General features: G+C 71.7%; 17 protein-coding genes. 7 read left to right on the forward strand and 10 right to left on the reverse strand.

The annotated features are described in order from the left end of the window. Window positions 1-110 precede the first annotated feature (110 nt). Window positions 111-1358 carry an alpha/beta fold hydrolase gene (locus tag JNB62_RS03510; protein ID WP_220299478.1) on the forward strand — a complete coding sequence of 416 codons (1248 nt, stop codon included), beginning with the start codon at window positions 111-113 and terminating at the stop codon, window positions 1356-1358. 66 nt (window positions 1359-1424) lie between these two features. Here JNB62_RS03510 and JNB62_RS03515 read toward each other — a convergent pair whose 3' ends face one another. The 5 genes from JNB62_RS03515 to JNB62_RS03535 all read right to left on the reverse strand — a co-directional run bounded on the left by JNB62_RS03515 (window position 1425) and on the right by JNB62_RS03535 (window position 8289). Then, entirely contained in the window at window positions 1425-2750 is a 1326-nt protein-coding gene (locus JNB62_RS03515) for a DUF1254 domain-containing protein (protein WP_220299479.1), read from the reverse strand. Continuing rightward, on the reverse strand, window positions 2750-4192 hold the full coding sequence (locus tag JNB62_RS03520) for a DUF1254 domain-containing protein (protein WP_220299480.1): 1443 nt from the start codon (window positions 4190-4192) through the stop codon (window positions 2750-2752). Before JNB62_RS03520 ends, JNB62_RS03515 begins: the two co-directional genes overlap by 1 nt. Before the next feature lie 63 nt (window positions 4193-4255). Then, a complete protein-coding gene (locus JNB62_RS03525) occupies window positions 4256-5308 on the reverse strand; it encodes an acetylxylan esterase (protein WP_220299481.1) in 1053 nt (350 codons plus the stop codon). Window positions 5309-5401: 93 nt separating this feature from the next. Beyond that, the gene (locus tag JNB62_RS03530; protein ID WP_220299482.1) at window positions 5402-7678 is read right to left on the reverse strand and encodes an esterase-like activity of phytase family protein; all 2277 of its coding nucleotides are present in this window, start codon (window positions 7676-7678) and stop codon (window positions 5402-5404) included. A 131-nt stretch (window positions 7679-7809) separates the two neighbouring features. After that, entirely contained in the window at window positions 7810-8289 is a 480-nt protein-coding gene (locus JNB62_RS03535; protein WP_220299554.1) for an ATP-dependent endonuclease, read from the reverse strand. Window positions 8290-8321: 32 nt separating this feature from the next. Here JNB62_RS03535 and JNB62_RS03540 point away from each other — a divergent pair, with 32 nt between their 5' ends. Then, complete coding sequence (locus JNB62_RS03540) at window positions 8322-9152, forward strand: MerR family transcriptional regulator (RefSeq protein ID WP_308291712.1); 831 nt, start codon at window positions 8322-8324, stop codon at window positions 9150-9152. A gap of 53 nt (window positions 9153-9205) precedes the next feature. On the opposite strand, the gene JNB62_RS03545 is transcribed toward JNB62_RS03540, so the two are convergent. Both JNB62_RS03545 and JNB62_RS03550 read right to left on the reverse strand, forming a co-directional pair. Beyond that, window positions 9206-9385 carry a CsbD family protein gene (locus tag JNB62_RS03545; protein WP_220299483.1) on the reverse strand — a complete coding sequence of 60 codons (180 nt, stop codon included), beginning with the start codon at window positions 9383-9385 and terminating at the stop codon, window positions 9206-9208. Between the two features lie 150 nt (window positions 9386-9535). Next, window positions 9536-10222 carry a type 1 glutamine amidotransferase domain-containing protein gene (locus JNB62_RS03550; protein ID WP_220299484.1) on the reverse strand — a complete coding sequence of 229 codons (687 nt, stop codon included), beginning with the start codon at window positions 10220-10222 and terminating at the stop codon, window positions 9536-9538. 117 nt (window positions 10223-10339) lie between these two features. Between JNB62_RS03550 and JNB62_RS03555 the strand changes: the two genes are divergently transcribed. Both JNB62_RS03555 and JNB62_RS03560 read left to right on the forward strand, forming a co-directional pair. Continuing rightward, complete coding sequence (locus tag JNB62_RS03555) at window positions 10340-11239, forward strand: LysR family transcriptional regulator (RefSeq protein WP_220299485.1); 900 nt, start codon at window positions 10340-10342, stop codon at window positions 11237-11239. A 50-nt stretch (window positions 11240-11289) separates the two neighbouring features. Next, window positions 11290-12084, forward strand: a complete 795-nt coding sequence (locus JNB62_RS03560; protein WP_220299486.1) for an alpha/beta fold hydrolase — start codon at window positions 11290-11292, stop codon at window positions 12082-12084. Between the two features lie 21 nt (window positions 12085-12105). Here JNB62_RS03560 and JNB62_RS03565 read toward each other — a convergent pair whose 3' ends face one another. Beyond that, a complete protein-coding gene (locus JNB62_RS03565) occupies window positions 12106-12543 on the reverse strand; it encodes a hypothetical protein (RefSeq protein WP_220299487.1) in 438 nt (145 codons plus the stop codon). 138 nt (window positions 12544-12681) lie between these two features. Here JNB62_RS03565 and JNB62_RS03570 point away from each other — a divergent pair, with 138 nt between their 5' ends. The 3 genes from JNB62_RS03570 to JNB62_RS03580 all read left to right on the forward strand — a co-directional run bounded on the left by JNB62_RS03570 (window position 12682) and on the right by JNB62_RS03580 (window position 15229). After that, a complete protein-coding gene (locus JNB62_RS03570) occupies window positions 12682-14064 on the forward strand; it encodes a pyridoxal phosphate-dependent decarboxylase family protein (RefSeq protein WP_220299488.1) in 1383 nt (460 codons plus the stop codon). Window positions 14065-14168: 104 nt separating this feature from the next. Further along, the gene (locus JNB62_RS03575) at window positions 14169-14879 is read left to right on the forward strand and encodes an acyl-CoA synthetase (RefSeq protein ID WP_220299489.1); all 711 of its coding nucleotides are present in this window, start codon (window positions 14169-14171) and stop codon (window positions 14877-14879) included. Then, entirely contained in the window at window positions 14876-15229 is a 354-nt protein-coding gene (locus JNB62_RS03580; protein WP_220299490.1) for an amino acid transporter, read from the forward strand. Before JNB62_RS03575 ends, JNB62_RS03580 begins: the two co-directional genes overlap by 4 nt. A gap of 431 nt (window positions 15230-15660) precedes the next feature. Here the strand turns inward: JNB62_RS03580 and purB are convergent, their stop codons facing one another. Together purB and JNB62_RS03590 are read right to left on the reverse strand one after the other, a co-directional pair. Next, on the reverse strand, window positions 15661-17043 hold the full coding sequence (purB, locus tag JNB62_RS03585) for an adenylosuccinate lyase (protein WP_220299491.1): 1383 nt from the start codon (window positions 17041-17043) through the stop codon (window positions 15661-15663). Window positions 17044-17087: 44 nt separating this feature from the next. Next, window positions 17088-17594: a low molecular weight protein-tyrosine-phosphatase gene (locus JNB62_RS03590; protein WP_220299492.1), complete on the reverse strand. Its 507-nt coding sequence runs from the start codon at window positions 17592-17594 to the stop codon at window positions 17088-17090. Between the last annotated feature and the right edge of the window lie 4 nt (window positions 17595-17598).

Below are 17598 nucleotides of genomic sequence, written 5' to 3' on the forward strand. Positions count from 1 at the left end.
GGGCGGCGAGCCCCGCGGCACGCCGGGCTGCGGATCGGGCGGTGCCGCCGGCATCCCGAATCAGGCGACGCGACGGAAGGCGCGTCGGAGCCACCCCGTAGGCTCGCACCATGTCCGTGACGACGCGCCGCCTGCAGGATCTGACCATCGACGATCACACGCTGACACTGCCGCTGGTGTGGGGCGATCCGGACGACGCCCGCACGATCGACGTCCACGCGGCGGTCGTCGCGCGCGAGGGCGGCGAAGACCTGCCGTACCTGCTGTTCCTGCAGGGCGGACCGGGGCACGAGGCGCCGCGGCCCTTCCACGCGCCCGCCGCGCCGTCGTGGCTCGACGCGGCGCTCGAGCACCACCGCGTCGTGCTGCTCGACCAGCGCGGCACGGGCCTGTCGACCCCAGTCGGCGACGCCGACCTCGAGCGCGGCACCGAGGCGCTCGCCGAGCACATCACGCATCTGCGGGCCGACAGCATCGTGCGCGACGCCGAGGCCTTCCGCCAGGAGCTCGGCGCCGGCACGTGGAGCGTCCTGGGTCAGTCGTTCGGCGGCTTCACGACGCTGTCGTACCTGTCGACGGATGCGTCGTCCCTCGAGCGCGTCTACCTGACCGGCGGGCTCAGCGCGGTGGGGCGGCATCCCGACGACGTCTACGCGCTCACGTACGAGAAGCTGCGGCAGGCGTCCGAGCGCTACTACCGCCGTTTCCCCGCCCACCGCGACGCGGTGCGGCGGCTCGTCGACCTCGCCGATGCCGGCCGGCTCGTGCTGCCCGACGGCGAGGTCGTCTCGCCGTCGCGAGTGCGTTCGATCGGGCATCTGCTCGGCTCGAACGACGGCTGGCAGACGCTGTGGGCGCTGCTGGAGCTGCCGCCGCACACCAACGCGTTCCGCTACGACCTCGCCGGTGCGATGCCCTTCGACGCCCGCAATCCGCTGTACTTCGTGTTCCACGAGTCCAGCTACGCCGACGGCCACGCGACGCGCTGGTCGGCCGAGCGCACCGAGCCCGAGGATTTCTGCGCCGACCCGACACTGCTCACCGGCGAGCACGTGCGCCGTGAATGGCTCGACACCGTGCCGGGCCTGCAGCCGTGGCGCGAGGTGACCGTGGCGCTCGCCGACCACGAGTGGCCGCGGGTGTACGACGAGGCGGCCCTGCGGGCGTCCGGCGCACGCGGCGCGGCCGCCGTCTACGTCAACGACCTGTACGTGCCGTTCGAGTACTCGATGCAGACGGCCACGCTGCTCGAGGGCGTCACGCCGTGGATCACGAGCGAGCACGAGCACAACGGCCTGCGCGCCGGCGACGTGCTGTCGCGCCTGATCGACATCGCGCACGGCCGCGCCGTGCGCTGACACGGCGAGGGGACGGGATGCCGCGGCCCGCGGCATCCCGTCCCCTCACTGCGGGAGCGGTCGGCGTCAGCCGTCCAGCCGCGTGATGGGCTGCGGGACATACGTGCCGTCGAGCACCGCGTCGCCCGGCATGTACATGCGCAGGATCGGCCGGAAGGCTCCCGCGGGCGCCGGCAGCCAGTTGGCGGCCGCCTCGTCATCCGACGGCCGTGTGCGACCGATGCGGATCGTGAGTCCCCCGTCGGGATCGGTCACGATGCCGGGGGTGCGGTCGCCGACCGAATAGCGGTCGATGTCGTTCTCGACGAGGTAGAAGTCCGGCAGCGAGTACATCGTGACCGACCAGAAGGCGCCGACCGGCGGAGGCGGCGAGAGCCGCAGCTCATACTCGTACTCGCCGGTCAGGGGCTGTCCGTCGCTGTCCTGGAACGTCACGACGTACGCGGCCTCGTACCCGTGGTTGCCCCACAGGCCCGCCCTGGCGGCGACGGCGCGCTCGCCGATGCGCCGCCTCGGGTCGGCGATCTTCCACGCCGGATCGTCCTTCGCGCCCACCTCGAAGAAGTCGAGGTTGTAGTCGAACGCGTGGAGCGACTGCGACCACGCGCCGGGCGTCGCCCCGACAGCGGCATCGGCCATCGCCTGCGTGATGACGCTCTCACCAGCACGCGCTCCGGCGCGCAGAGCGTCCTGCTGCGCGGGTGTGAGCCCGGTCACGGGGGTCTCGCCGGTCAGGCCCAGCGGCGCGAACGACGCCTGCAGCTCCTTGTCGCGCGCCGCGGGCGGGAACGCCTGCGACCACACGCGGTACTTCTCCCAGAAGTCGAGCGCGTCCTCGCCCTGCGGCGCGGTGACCGGGATGCCGGCGGCCGTCGCGTCCGGGTCAGCGGGTGCAAGCGTCGTGGCGTCCTGCAGCGCGTGCACGGCCGGGAGATCGTCGGTGCCGGCGCACGACCAGCGACCGACGATCGACACGATGCGGGTGGGGGCGTGGATGACGGTCAGGCCGCCGGCATCCCCTCCCCATCCCGGCGGGACGATCAGGAACTCGCCGGCCGCGTCGCCGGTGCCGCGGGTGCCGACGTAGGCGAAGTTGTCGGTCCACGCGTCGACGAACTGAAGCACGTAGTAGCGGTCGGAGGCCGGCACGGAGAGCCGAACCGGTCCGACGCCGAGGTCCAGCGAGGCCATCGAGTACACCGTGTCGTTGTTGATCGACACGAAGGTGTCGGCTGCCGAGGCCAGGGAGCGCGCGTGCGAGAAGGTGTTGAACGCCGCCGGCGGGTTGGCGCCCACTCCCGTGGTCGTGTAGCGCCCGGCCTGCTCGAGGTCGAAGACGAGCGGGAAGCCGTAGAGGTACGCCTGCGCGGCAAGGGTGTCGAGGTCGGTCATCACGCCTCCTTCTGGATCTCGGGCAGCCGCCAGGTCTTGTCGAACCACGGTTCGAGCGGGCCGTAGAGGCGGAACATGGGGAAGAACGACTTGCCGGGGATCGTGGGGATCCAGTTCGCCTCCTTGCCGGCGGGCGCCGTGGGAGCGAACCACAGCAGGTACGAGCCGTCGGCCTCGGCCTGCACGGTGCCGCCGAGGCTCGACAGCGCAGGGTAGGGCGTCGATTGCAGCAGCGAGCGGGTCTGCGTGTCGTACAGGTCGATCGACCAGAAGTTCTTGGCGGGAGGGTCGGCGGGGATGCGCAGCGAGTACGTCGCGGAACCGTCGAGCACGTGGCCGTCGGCATCCTCGGCCGTGTAGGCGTATGCCGAGCCCGCGCCCACCTGCGCGTGGGCCATCGCCGGCGTGATCACCGTCGCGAAGTAGTGGAACTGGGTGCGCGCGTCGAGGTTGCGCGCGCCGTCGCGCAGGAACTCATAGCTGCCACCCACGAAGGCGTTCTTCCACGAGTTGCCCTCCCAGAAGTACGCCTCGGGGTCGCGCGGCTTGTACACGAGGGCGCGGGCGATGGCGGCGCCGATACGCGCGGCGTCGTCGAGGATCCCACGCAGCCGGTCGTCCGGAGCGAACGGCGTGCCGTGCGCGATGCCGACCGCGGCCAGGGTCCCGGCGCGCTCGGGGTCGAGGGCCGACACCGGCTCCTCGGCCACCAGCTGCGCGATCTCTTCGAAGAACGTGAAGTCGTTCGCGTGGACGGTGTTCTGCAGCACGTCGGCGATGTTGACGAAGGTGTTCTCCCGAGGGCCGTCAGCCTCGGCGAGCGGGTGGATGCGGGTCTGCTTCATCGCGGGCACTCCGCCGAGCGTGCGCAGCACGACCCAGTTCGCATACGTGGGCGACTCGAAGGTGTAGTAGCCGTCGGGCCGCTCGCCGTCGTAGCCCGGCGGCAGGAAGAGGTACTTGCCTCCGGCGCCCTTGTCGGGTCCGGGGATGCCCATGTCGGTGACGTAGCGGAACCAGAAGTCGTCGACGACGCACAGCGACTGCGGTGGAGCCTCGATGACTGTCGGCCCCCAGGCCTTCAGATCGAGGAACGTCGTGCCGTAGGTCGTCTCGGTGTTGGGCGTGAGGTAGAGGCCGCCTGAGTTCGCGCGGGGGTCGGTGAATCCGATGATGTCGGGTGAGGTGACGCCCGCCGTCCGCAGACCGCGCCGCAGCGCGACGAGCGAGGCGCCAGGCACCGCCGTGAGGAAGGCGTCGATGCCGCGCAGCAGGTCGAGCGCGTCGTAGATGGACTGCACGGAATCCGCGCGCGGCACGCCGTCGATGAACTCGAGGTCGCCGAACGGCGTCTTGAGCAGGTCGGGCGTCGAGAGGTGGGTCACCTCCTCCGCGAGCTGCTCCTTCGTCAGTCCTGCACCCGGCGTGCCGTCGATGGCCATGTGCTTCCCTTCGTTGCCTGGATCCCGTCGCGACGCACGCGCCGGACGTCTGCCCGCAGTCTCTCAGGCGCGGGTGCGCGCCGAGGCGAGGCTGGCCGCGATGTGCGCCCGCGTCGCCGTCGCGGCCCGGGCCACGACCCGCAGCATGCCCGGGTACTCGGCATGCCCGGCAGGCAGGACCTCCAGCTCCAGCCGGGCACCCGAACCGCGTGCCTCGGCCTGCGCGACGGCGTTGGCGACGGCGAACTGGCCCGGCGCCGGGACGCTCGAGTCCCACAGCGCCGCCTCGACCCGGACGGGCACACGGGCGAAGGTCGCGGCGGTCGAGGCGTCGAACAGCCGCAGCACCTCGCGCGCCTCGGGGTGGTCCGCGACGTATCGGCGCACATGCTCCCCGCTGCCCAGGCACGGCACCTGCAGCCGGATGTCGTACTGGCCGAAGCTCGGCACGACGAGCGTCGCCCCGATCATGCGGTCGTTCCACGGCAGGGCGAGAGCGCCGATGCCGCCGCCGAAGCTCTCGCCCACGAGGTACAGCGGCACGTCGCCGGCGAGCTCGACCACCACGTCGCCGGCGGTCCAGAGGTCGGCGGCGCAGCGGCCGAGCGCGTAGGTCTCGGCGTCGTCGATGCCGTGCAGCACGTGCCGTTCCGACGTCGACGGCGCGCCGACCTCGATGTTGAGCGCACCGAGGCCGCGTGCCACGGGAAAGATGACAGCAGCGTCGGCGGGCACACGGGCGAACTCGGGGACGTCGCGCCCGCCGTACCCGTGGCCGTGCACGATGCCGACGCGGGCGGGCCCGGCCGCCGGCATCCCGAACCAGCCCCGCAGGCGCAGTCCGTCGACCGTCGAGAACGCGACCTCGAACACGTCGTGCGCGCCGCGCCGACCGAGAGGCGTCAGCGCAGGCTCGGCGGCGACCGCCGCGGCCTCGCGGCGCCAGCGACGCCACGTGTCGGCGAATCCCGCCGGTGCGGGCACGGGCGCGACCGCGAGCAGCCCGTCGAGGTCGTACCCGTAGGTGCCGTCGATCGGGGCGTCGGGGAACCAGGCGTCGTAGGGCGAGGGGAACACGGGGTCCTTCCTGTGGGTGCGCACCTTCGACTCTGGCATCGCCGCCGACTTCGTGCGATCCCGCGGCGCGCGACAGAACGGGACGGGGGTGGGATGCCGCCGGCATCCCACCCCCGTCCGCTCTGCGTCGACTCAGCCGGTGAGCGTCACCGTGTCGATCGTGATGGCGGCGATGTCGGGGTGGTCGCTGAAGACGCCGTCCATGCCCGCGCCGATGAAGGCCGCCACTTCACCGGCCAGGTCGCCGTAGGCGTTGGGGTCGGCGCTGGAGCGGAACTCGACGGGCAGGAACTGGTTCTCGGCGCGGAAGGTCCAGCCGTGAACCGTGAGCCCGGCGGCATGCGCGTCGGCGATCACCGACGTGGGTGCTCCGAGCCGGCCGTCAGCGGTCCGCGGGATGAGCGCCGACTTCTCGACGCCCACGCCGTCGGCGTAGGAGGCGATGTCGGCCAGACCTGCCGGCGTGACGAGGTCCTTGTAGGTGCGCGGGTCGCCCGCGAGCGTGAAGTCGTAGGGGCGGCCCGACGAGTTCACGAGCTGGGCGAGCGCGACGTCGGTCAGACCGTCGAGCTCACGGAGATTCGCGGTCTCGAAGCTCTGGACGATCACCGGCGCGTCGGCGCGGTCGAGTCCGTTCGCCCGCAGCGCGGCGACGAGCGGCTCTTCGAGCGACAGGCCGATCGAGTCGAAGTACGACGGGTGCTTCGTCTCGGGGTACACGCCGACGGGGCGTCCGTCGCAACTCACCGAGTGGCGGGCGAGGTCGAGCACCTCGTCGAGCGTCGGGATGACGTACAGCCCGTCGAACGCGGTGTTCGCCGGCCGGGTCTGAGGCAGCCGCTCCTTCGCGCGCAGCGTGCGCAGCTCGGCGAGGGTGAAGTCCTCCGTGAACCAGCCGGTGATGGCCGCGCCGTCGATGGTCTTGGTGGTCCTGCGCGCGGCGAACTCGGGGTGCGCCGCCACGTCGGTCGTGCCACCGATCTCGTTCTCGTGACGCGCGACGAGCACGCCGTCCTTGGTCGACACGACGTCGGGCTCGATGTAGTCGGCGCACTGCACGATCGCCGTCTCGTACGACGCCAGCGTGTGCTCTGGGCGGTGGCCGCTCGCGCCGCGATGGCCGATGAGCGTGACCGGCGACGGCTCGATCTTCGTCTTCGTCAGGTCGATGATCGCCATCTCGGTGTCGTCGGGTGTGCCCGGGATGCGCGCGTCGTTGCCCGGGTAGTTGTTGTCGTTGCCGATGAGCAGGCGGCCGTCCTTCAGCTGCACGACGGTCTCGAACGACTGCACGGGCAGCGAGTAGATCTCGCCGGTGCCGTAGCCGTCGCCCGCGCCGATCCCGTCCGGGTTGGCGATGCGCAGCGCGTCGAGCACCAGAGTCTTCTGCAGGTAGCCGTCCGCGTCGGTGCGGCGCAGGTCGACCTGGTAGACGCGCTTGGTGACGGCCTGCTCGCCCTCGAAGTCGTCCCGCTCGACGAGCAGCAGCACGTCGTTGCGCACGGTGAACGCGTCGCCGATGACGTTGGGCTCCTGGTCGGTCTGATAGCTCCAGGAGCGGCCGGTGTACGCGCCCGCACGCGTGTCGAACTCGCGGATCTCGCGACGCCGCAGGTCGGGGTCGTCGGCGAACGAGCCTTCGACGACCGGGTACAGGTAGCGCCCGTTGACCGACGCCGCCAGCGCCTCGAAGCCGCGGCTGGCGCGTACGCGCGGGGTCTCGCCGGGCTGCAGGTAGGGGTTCTGCGGCGACTTGGCGCCGTCGAGCGAGAACGGCTTCTGCAGCAGCGTGCCGTCGGCATCGAAGTGCAGCAGGAAGGGCCCGAACTCCTCGCCCACCCAGAACGTGCCGTCCTTCGCCTTGACGACGGACTCGATGTCGAAGTCCGCACCGGTGAGGAGCCGGTCGGCCGTGCCGTCGTTCACGATCGGGAAGTCGAGCACATGGTTGCGGTCGTTATACGACACGAACCGCTCGATCCGGATCTCGCCCGTGCCGCCGGCGGCCGTCTGCCAGTCCGGGCGCACCAGGTAGTTGCGCAGCAGGAAGTCCGCCGAGTTCCCCTTGCTGCCGAACCCGTTGTCGGGCTGGGCCCAGAACGTGCCGTCGCCGTTGTCGATGGCTGCCGAGAACCCGGGGATCACCTGACCGTCCCACGGGCCGGTCCGGCCGTTGCCGGGACTCGCGAGCGCACCCGATGCCGGTCCGGGCTCGAGGTGGTCCGCCGACAGCGTGGCGCGCGCGACGAGCGTTGGCACGTGCGTCTGGACGAACGGCGACTGCGACGCCTGCGGGACCGCGGGCTGGGCGGAGGCGGCGGTGGTGGGCAGGAGGGCGACGGCGGTGGCCGCCGCCGCGGCCGCGGCCAGCAGGCGCGGCAGGCGGGGTCGTGTGCGGAATCGACTCATGCGCCCGAGTCAAACGAGCCCACCGTCACCGCCCGGTTGCCGGTCCGCGACGCGGTCGCGGCGATCACGTGAACGGCAGGCGAGCACGACGTGAGAGCGCCCTCATCTCATCGCCGCTGTGCGGTCGCGGGTCAGAGCAAGGCCAGCAGCCCGGCGAGCGGCGCCGGCATACGGTCGAGCGGCACCGCCTCGGCCAGCAGCCGGGCGTAGCGGACCTTGTTGCCGCTGCGGCCGCCGAAGAACCGGGCGAGTTGCGCCTCGGGCGGTCGGCCTCGCTGGAACGGCTGCTGCTGCAGCCTTCGGAACGAGCCCAGCTCGCCCTGCGCGTGGATCACCGCCTCGACGCCCGCGACCCCCAGTACGCGCACGAACTCGCCCTCCAGGCCGGGGTCGCACACGAACACTGTGTCGAGCACGCGCTCGAAGTCGGCGCGCTCGCCGACGTCGACCAGCCCGATGAGCCGCTCCGCGGTCGACGCGCCGGCCGCGCGTCGCGCACCCTTGGATCCGCCGACGACGAGGACCGCCGGCATCCCGATCCCCATCCGTGCGGCGAGGGTCTCGAGAGCGACCCGATCGCTCTCGCCCTCGACCAGCACGACGATGGGCATCACAGGGACATTGTTCCCTTGACCCTCACACTGTGTCATCGTCGAACGTGGTCCTCACCATGTACACCATCGGACAGTTCGCCGCTCTCGGACGCGTCAGCGTGCGGATGCTGCGGCACTACGACGCGATCGGCCTGCTCGTGCCGGCCGAGGTCGACGATCGCACGGGGTACCGGCGCTACGCGCCGCAGCAGCTGTCACCGCTGTTGCGGATCGCGCAGCTGCGCGATCTCGGCTGCCCGCTCGACGACGCCGTCGCTGTGCTGCGCGCCGACGACGAGCAGGTCGCGCTCCGCCGCGTGCTGCAGCGCCGCCGGGCAGACCTCGTCGCGAGCGTCGCCGCCGACACCGCGCGCCTTGCGCGTCTGGACGAACAGCTCCGCCACCTCGAAGGAGAGACTGAGATGACCACCGTCGACTATCGCCGCCTCGACCCCGTCACCGTGTACGCCGCCTCGGCCGTCGCCGCCGGCAGCGACAACGTGCCCGGCGCCGTGGACGAGGTTCTGCCCGGACTGCACGACGCGCTGGAGGCCTCGGGCGTCGCCTACCGCGAGCCCGGCATCTTCTGGTACGAGCCGATCGAGGGGACCGAGGACCTGCGCGTGTGGGTCTCGTGGATCGCCGACGACGAGCCTGTCGAGGACGACGCGTGGCAGGTCGTTGAGCTGCCCGCCGTCGAGCGTGCCGCCGTCACCACCTACCGGGGTGAGATGAGCGGCATCGGGGCGGCGTGGGGAGCGTTCATGCAGGCCGTCGTCGCGGACGGCGGCGAGTTCTCGGGCCCGTGCCGCGAGGTGTACCTGCAGGCGGACGGGCCGCAGTCGACGTGGGTCACGGAGCTGCAGCAGCCCGTGGTGTGACGGACACGACGATGCCCGGGAGCCTCGCTGCTCCCGGGCATCGTCGTGGCAGGTCACCGGTCGTCGGTGAGCGCGTCCTTGACGTCGTCGCCGGCCTTCTTGACCTTGGCCCCGGCCTGCTCGGCCACACCTTCGGCCTGCATGCGCTCGTTGTCGGTCGCGTCGCCGACCTTCTCCTTGACCTTGCCCTTCATGTCTTCGGCGTTGTGCTTGATGTCGTCTCCCAGACCCATGATCGGATCTCCCTTCGTGTGGTGGACGGTTCTGCGACCCCCGCGGAGCGGATGGCTCCGGCGTGGTCCGCGTGCCCTCGACGTTAGGCGGGTGCCGCCCGGACCTCAGGAGGGTTGTCAGGTGGCCACGAGGTGTGTAGCCTGCCCGTTTCAGCGCTCGGCCAGCACCTCGACCAGGCGCTGCGCCGTCGCGATGCTCGAGGGCGGATTCTGGCCGCTCACCAAGGTGCCGTCGCGCACGACCTCGACCGACCACGGCGCCGCAGGTGCGATGACCGCGCCGCGCTCGGCCAGCCGCGATGCGACGAGGTACGGGGTCGCTGTGCCCAGCCCGCCCTCGAGCTCCTCGTCATCGGTGAACACGGCGATCCGGCGCCCGGCGAAGGCGAACGAGCCGTCGGCGCGCACGGCGCTCAGCAGTCCCGCCGGTCCGTGGCACAGCACCCCCACGACGGCGTCGCGGTCGACCGCGTCCACGAGCAGGCGGCCGAGGTCGGGGTCGACGGCGAGGTCGACCATCGGACCGTGGCCCCCTGGCAGCACGATCGCGTCGTACTCCCCGTCCGCCACCTCGCCGAGGGGACGCGGGTGCGCGAGCAGATCGTCGATGCCCGCCAGATAGGCGCGCAGCTCATCGGCGTCGTCGCCCGAGAGGCTGCCCGGGTCCACGGGCGGCCGCACGCCGCCCGGCGTCGCGATCGTCACGTCGTGGCCGGCCGCGGTCAGCCCCCGGTGCAGCTCGACGAGCTCCTCCGCCCAGAATCCTGTCGGGTGCGCCGATCCGTCGGTCAGCTCGATCGTGTCGGCGCCGGTGACCGCCATGAGTACGTGTGCCATGTCTTCTCCTCGTGTTCGGCGGCTCATGCGAACCGCTCACGTCAGGAACGAGGCATCCATCGCGTTCATTTCGTACTCTGGGTCGCAGCCATAGATTTCTTGATGAGTGGATGCCGCATGCAAGAGCTCGACCTGCTCCACACGTTCCTCGAGGTGCACCGTGCGGGCTCGCTCACCGCCGCGGCCGCCCGCCTAGGCGTGAGTCAGCCCGCCGTGAGCGAGAGGATCGCGCGGCTGGAGAGCGAGCTCGGCGCCGACCTGCTGGTGCGCTCGGCCCGGGGCGTCGCCCCGACCGCGGCGGGCGACGCGCTCGCCGCGCGGATCGCCGACCCCGTCGACCGGCTGCGCGACGTGTGGACGGCACGGGCGCCGGTCGCCGTCGAGACGGTGCGCGTCGGCGGAGCGAGCGACGTCACCGCGGCTCGGGTGATCCCCGCACTCGCCCCGCTCACGGCGAGCGGCGTGCAGATCGCCTTCACGCTCGGCCTCGCGCACGACCTGCTGGCCCTGCTCGCGGACGGCGGCCTCGACATCGTGGTGTCGTCGGTGCGGGCGCCGATCCGCGGCGTCCGCTACCGCGGCCTGGTCGACGAGGAATTCGTGCTGGTCGGACCGCCCGCCGCCGCCCGCGCCGTCGATCCGGCACGCCTTGCTGCCGCGCCGGCCGCGGCCCTCCAGCACCTGCCGCTGGTGGCGTACGACGACGACCTGTCGATCGTGCGGCGGTACTGGCGCAGTCAGTTCGGGCAGCGGCCCGCCAACCCTGTCGCCCTGATCGTGCCCGACCTGCGGGGCGTGCTGGCGGCGGTCGTCGCGGGCGCCGGCGTCTCGGCCCTTCCCCGCTACGTCGCCCAGCCCGCCATCGACGCCGGGACCGTCGTCGTGCTGCACCGGCCCGACGAGGTGCCGCTCAACACGCTGTATCTGGCGATCGCCTCGGCCGCCGCGCCGACGCCCGCCACCGCGCGCGTCATCGACACGCTGGTCGAACGCGCGCGCGAGTGGGACACGCTGTGACCCGCTCCGGCGGCGGCCGCCCGGCCCCCGGGCGGGAGCAGAATGGCGGTATGGATGCCGTCGCGCCGATCCTGCGCACCGAGATGCCCCACCCGAGCTACGTCATGTCGGCGGAGGGGTACCAGATCGCGACGTACTCGTGGGGTGAGCCGGATGCCGACACCGTCCTGTGCGTGCACGGCTTCGCCTCCAGCTGCCGCGACAACTGGGTCGAGACCGACTGGGTGCGGATGCTGACGAGCGCCGGCTACCGCGTCATCGGCGTCGACCAGCGCGGCCACGGCGCCAGCGACAAGCCCCACGTGGCGGAGGCGTACTCGATGGCCGCGTTCGTGGGCGACCTGATGGCGGTCCTCGACACGTACCTCGTCGACGACGTCCGCTATGTCGGCTACTCGCTCGGCGCGCGCGTGGGGTGGCAGCTCGCGGTCGACGCGCCGGAGCACGTCGGACGAGCCGTTCTCGGCGGCATCCCGGACGGTCGTCCGCTCGGCCGGCTGCGCATCGAACAGGCGCGCGCGTACGCGGAGCACGGCACGCCGGTGGAGGATCCGGTGACGCAGAACTACGTGCGGCTGGCCGAGCGCGTGCGCGACAACGATCTGCGCGCGCTCATCGCTCTGGCCGAGGGCATGCGGTTCGGCGACGCCGACCCCGACCCCGAGCGGCCGCCCGTGCAGCCCGTGCTGTTCGCGACCGGCACCGAGGACGCCATCCTGGAGCGGTCGCGGGCCCTTGCCGCGACCGCCCCGAACGGCACGTTCTTCGAGATCCCGGGGCGCCACCACTTCAACGCGCCCGGATCGCGCGTCTTCCGCGAAGCGGCGCTGGACTTCCTGTCGTGAGCGCCGCGGCGCCGCCGTCGGTCAGGAGACGGCGGCCTTGACGAGCTCGCGGAACTTCGCCTCGATGTCGGCGTTCCACGCGAGCACGGCGAAGCTCACCGGCCACACGTCGCCGTCGTCGAGGTGCGCGGGGTCGTCGAAGCTGATCGTCCCGTAGCGCGTCTTGAACTTGCTGGCCGGCTGGTGGAAGACCACAACCTTTCCGTCGGCGTTCGCGAACGCGACGAAACCGTAGAACGTGCGCGGCATGAGCTCCGGCGCCACGTCGAGGACGAGGTCGCGCAGGCCCGTGGAGATCTGCTTGTCGAGTCCGTCGAGCTTGTCGATCGCCTCCTGGATCTGCTTCAGCCCGGCTTCGCGGTTCTTGCCCGCCTTCGCCTGCTCCCGCAGCTCCTTGGCGCGCTGCTTGACAGCCGCGCGTTCGATGTCGGACAGGGTCTCGGATGCCTTCCCGGCCATGATCCATTTCCTTTCACGCTCGGGGCGCTGTGCGCCTGATGTCCTTCACGCTACGGGCCGCGGCATCCGCTCGCTTCTCCATTCCTGCCCGATCGCATAGCGTGATCTGCAGCCGTCACCGTCGACCGAGGAGCCGCCATGCCTGCGACGCCGCCCGATCACATGCACGCGATCTCACCCGACACCGAGCGGGCCGTCGACGACGTGCTGGACTACGCGCGCCGGCGCGCGCTGTACCCGGACGTGCCGCTCGACAAGCCGATGACCCCGCGCGACCTCGACCGCCTGGCGTCTGGCTCGATCACTGCTGCAGGCATCGGCGCGCGCCGCGCGATCGCGCTGTTCGAGAACGTCCTGGCCCCGGCGTGCATCTCGACCGACCACCCGGGCTACCTGTCGTTCATCCCCTCGGCACCCAGCAAGGCGTCGCTGGCGTTCGACGTCGTCGTGTCGGCATCCGCCGTCTACGGGGGCTCGTGGATGGAGGGCGCGGGCGCCGTCTTCGCCGAGAACGAGGTGCTGCACTGGCTCGCGAAGGAGTTCGGGATGCCGGCGGCCGCGGGCGGCGTCTTCGTCCAGGGCGGCACGATCGGAAACCTCTCGGCGCTCGTGACCGCGAGGGATGCCGCACGCCGGCGTGCGGCATCGGAGGGGCGGGAGGCGCCTGCGCGGTGGGTCGTGGTCTGCAGCGCCGAGGCGCATTCGTCGATCGCGTCGGCCGCGGCCGTCATGGACGTCGACGTCGCCCCCGCCGAGGTGGATGCCGACGGACGCCTGCGCGGCGAGGCTGTCGCCCGCGTGCTCGACCAGCACGGCGACGCGGTGTTCGCCGTCGTCGCGACGGCAGGCACCACCAACTTCGGCATCGTCGACGACATCGCGGGGGTCGGCGCCGCGGCCCGGGAACGCGGGGTGTGGTTCCACGTCGACGGCGCCTACGGGCTCGCGGCGATGCTCGTGCCCGAGCTGCGGCCGGCGTTCGAGGGAGTGGGCCTCGCCGACTCGCTCATCGTCGACCCGCACAAGTGGCTGTTCGCACCGTTCGACGCGTGCGCGCTCATCTACCGCGATCCGGCGCAGGCGCTGGAGGCCCACACGCAGAAGGCGGAGTACCTCGACACCCTCACCGGCAAGCCGGACTGGAACCCGTCCGACCTCGCCATCCAGCTCACCCGCCGGGCCCGCGGCCTGCCGCTGTGGTTCTCGCTCGCGACGCACGGCACCGACCAGTACCGCGCGACGATCGCGCACGGCGTCGACCTCGCCCGCCGCATCGCCGACGAGATCGACGCCCGTGACGGGCTCTCGCTCGTGCGCGAGCCGCAGCTGTCGGTGGTCGTGTTCCGCCGCGACGGCTGGAGTCTCGCCGACTACGAGGCGTGGTCGGCCAAGCTCCTCGACGACCAGCAGGGCTTCGTGGTGCCGAGCGCGCATCGCGGCGAACCCGTGCTGCGCTTCGCGATCATCTCGCCGCTCACCACCTTCGAGCTGCTGACCGGCATCCTCGACACGCTGGAGTGACGGGATGCCGGCGGCCCCGGCCACGGGGAACGCCGAGGTTCGGCCCACGTAGACTGGAGGCATCCGTTTCCCAGTCCTGGGAATCCGCCGCTCGCAGGATCACCGTGACCACAGCCGAATCCCGCACGTTCGACGTGCGCCATGTGCAGCTCGCACGCGCCGCTTTCGCGGCGATCGCGGCCCTCATGATCACGTTCTCGCCGGACCACTCGGCGGGCGTCGGCGCCGCCGTCTTCAGCGGCTTCGCGATCGCGACGGCGTTCGTGCACCTGCTGGCCGCGTGGCTCGTATACCCGGCCGGACGGCGGTGGGGATCCCTCGCGCTCGGCGTCGTCACGATCGTTGCGGGCATGGCGAGCGGGCTGTTCCCGCTTCGCACCGTCACCGGCTACTTCGTCATCGTGATCGCCTGGGCGATCCTGAGCGGCATCCTCGAGCTCGTCGTCGGCTGGCGCGGCCTGAAGGCGCGCACCGAACGCCGTGAGATCGTCCCCGGCGTCGCCGATGCGCGCCCCGTGGTGCCCGCCGGTCCTCGCTCCGAGAGCCGCGACGCCGTCGTCGTCGGCGCGGTGACGATCCTGCTGGGCATCGCGCTGCTGTTCGTGCAGCCCGCGTACTCGCTGACCTACCGCCTCGACGAGGCCGGCGTCACCGGCACGCTGACGGGCATCACCATCGGCGTCGGACTGTTCGGCGGCTATGCCGCGATCGTCGCCGTCTACCTCGGCATCGCAGGCTTCTCGCCGCGCGCCGTCGCCGTCCCGGCCGAGGCGCCCGCGCCCGCCGAGCAGGCAGACCGGAAGGACTCCCTGTGAGCCACGAAAGCCCCACCCGCCGCGACCTCCTCAAGCCCCTGCAGCTGCTCGCGATGGCGTTCGGCGCCGCCCTGTTCGCCGGCGTCGTGACGCTCGTCTCGATGGGCTTCTTCCAGCAGCGGACCGCCGACGAGGCCTCGCGCGCGGTGATCACGGCCCTCGTCATCGCCGGCGTCAGCTTCATCGCCGTCCTGCTGATCGTGTCGCTGCTGCTGCTCGCGGTCGACCCGGCGCAGATCACCAAGCAGATCGACAAGCCCGTGCTGCTGCCGGACGAGCCCGCCGCCGGCGAGAAGGCCGCGAAGGACGAGAAGCCCGGCGACGCGGCATCCCCCGATCCGAAGGCCTGACACCCGCGCTTCCGCGCTGCACCGGGCCGGGCACGTCGGGCCGGGGGTGCCTCCGCTGCTCTGTGGCGCCGCGCAGGGCGCAGTCCTCACGTCGTTGTTGGCGAGTCGCCAGGAACGGCGGGTGTTGGGTGTCGATCTTGGCGAGTCGCCAGGAACGGCGGGTGTTGGGTGTCGATCTTGGCGAGTCGCGAGAACGGTGGGTTGCGCGGGGCGCGAGGTCATCCGGGGCGTTGTTGGCGAGTCGCCAGGAACGGCGGGTGTCGCGTGTCGATCTTGGCGAGTCGCCAGGACCGGCGGGTTGCGCCGGGCGCGAGGTCATCCGGGGCGTTGTTGGCGAGTCGCCACGAACGACGGGTGCGGGGCGTAGTTCCTGGCGAGTCGCCGAGATCGCCACGACTGCGACCGCGACCCCGCGACCCCACCGAGCCGCGTCAGCCCAGCTCGTCGACCAGCCTCGACGCGAGGCCGTCGTACGTCGCGGGGGTGAGGGCGAGCAGGCGCTCCTTGGCGTCGTCGCCGATGTCGAGCCCCCGGACGAACTCGGCGAGCTCGGCGGCGCCGACGCGGCGGCCGCGCGTGAGGTCCTTCAGCAGCGCGTAGGGGTCGCTGATCTTCGAGCGGCCCGCGGCGATCTCGGCGCGCACGACGGTCTGGATCGCCTCGGCGAGCACCTCCCAGTTCGCGTCGAGGTCGGCCAGCAGAACGTCCTCGGCGAGCGAGATCTCGCCGAGCCCGCGCTGCAGGTTGTCGAGCGCCAGCAGCGAGTGGCCGAACGCGACGCCGATGTTGCGCTGCGTCGTCGAGTCGGTGAGGTCGCGCTGCAGGCGCGAGGTCACGAGCTTCTGCGACAGCGTCGCGAACAGGCCGCCGGCGATCTCGAGGTTGGCCTCGGCGTTCTCGAAGCGGATCGGGTTGATCTTGTGCGGCATCGTGGACGAGCCGGTCGCGCCGGCGACGGGGATCTGCGTGAAGTAGCCGATCGAGATGTAGGTCCAGATGTCGGTCGCGAGGTTGTGAAGGATGCCGCCGGCGTGCCGTGCCCGGTCGTACAGCTCGACCTGCCAGTCGTGCGACTCGATCTGGGTCGTGAGAACGTTGAAGTCCAGCCCGAGCCCCTGGATGAACTCCCGCGAGACCGACGGCCAGTCGACCTCGGGCGCAGCCGACAGGTGCGCCGACCACGTGCCGGTGGCGCCCGAGAACTTGGCCAGGTACTCGCCGCGCTCGATCTGGTCGGCGACGCGGTCCAGGCGCCACGCGAAGACGGCGAGCTCCTTGCCCATCGTGGACGGGGTCGCCGGCTGGCCGTGCGTGCGCGACAGCATGGCGGCGTCGCGGTGCCTGACCGCCAGCGCCGACAGCGTCGCGACGACCTCGCGCAGCTTGGGCAGCCACACCCGCTCCACGGCCCGGCGAACGGTGAGGGCGTACGAGGTGGAGTTGATGTCCTCGCTGGTGCACGCGAAGTGCGTGAGCTCGGCGACCGCGTCGAGGCCCAGCGACGAGAGCCGGTCGCGCACGAGGTACTCGACGGCCTTGACGTCGTGACGCGTCACCGCCTCCTTGTCGGCGAGCCAGTCGATCTCGGCCTGCCCGAACTCGCGGTACAGCGCGCGCAGCTTCGCCTTGTCGTCGTCCGACAGAGGCGACGTGCCGAACAGCCCCCGGTCGGTGAGCGCGATCAGCCACTCGACCTCGACCTCGACGCGCGCCCGGTTCAGGCCCGCCTCGGAGAGGAACTCGCCGAGCTCGCCGACGGCCGCACGGTAACGGCCGTCGAGGGGGCTGAGGGGCTGCGGAGGAAGAGAGGTCACGGTGGCTCCCGTCGGTGTCGTCGAAGACGTCGCCGCACTCCCGGTCAGGACACCGGGCGGATCGCGGGTTCGAGTTGCCGGAAGAGCGACCGGCTCGCGCTCTCGATCATACCGAGCACCTCGTCGAACATCCCGGGGCCCGCATAGTACGGGTCGGGGACGTCGAGGCTGTGCGCCGACGGGTCGAATGACATCAGCAGCGCGATCTTGTCGGCGTCGGCCTCGCTGCGCGCCCAGCCGCGCAGGATGCGCTCGTGGCTGCGGTCGAGTGCGACCACGAGGTCGCTGCGCGCGAAGTCGGTGTGGGTGAACTGCCGCGCACGGTGGTGGGATCCGTCGTAGCCGGCGCGCGCCAGGGCCTCGATGGTGCGCTGGTCGGCGCGCTCGCCCACGTGCCAGTCGCCGGTCCCCGCGCTCGTCGACGCGACGCGCGGACCGAGGCCGGCGGCATCCGCGAATCCCCGGAAGACCACATCGGCCATCGGCGAACGGCAGATGTTGCCGGTGCAGACGAACACGACACGGAAGGGTGCCACGTCGCCGGCGGTCATGACC

The sequence above is a fragment of the Microbacterium jejuense genome (genome assembly GCF_019511665.1).
Classification (GTDB): Bacteria; Actinomycetota; Actinomycetes; order Actinomycetales; family Microbacteriaceae; genus Microbacterium; species Microbacterium jejuense_A.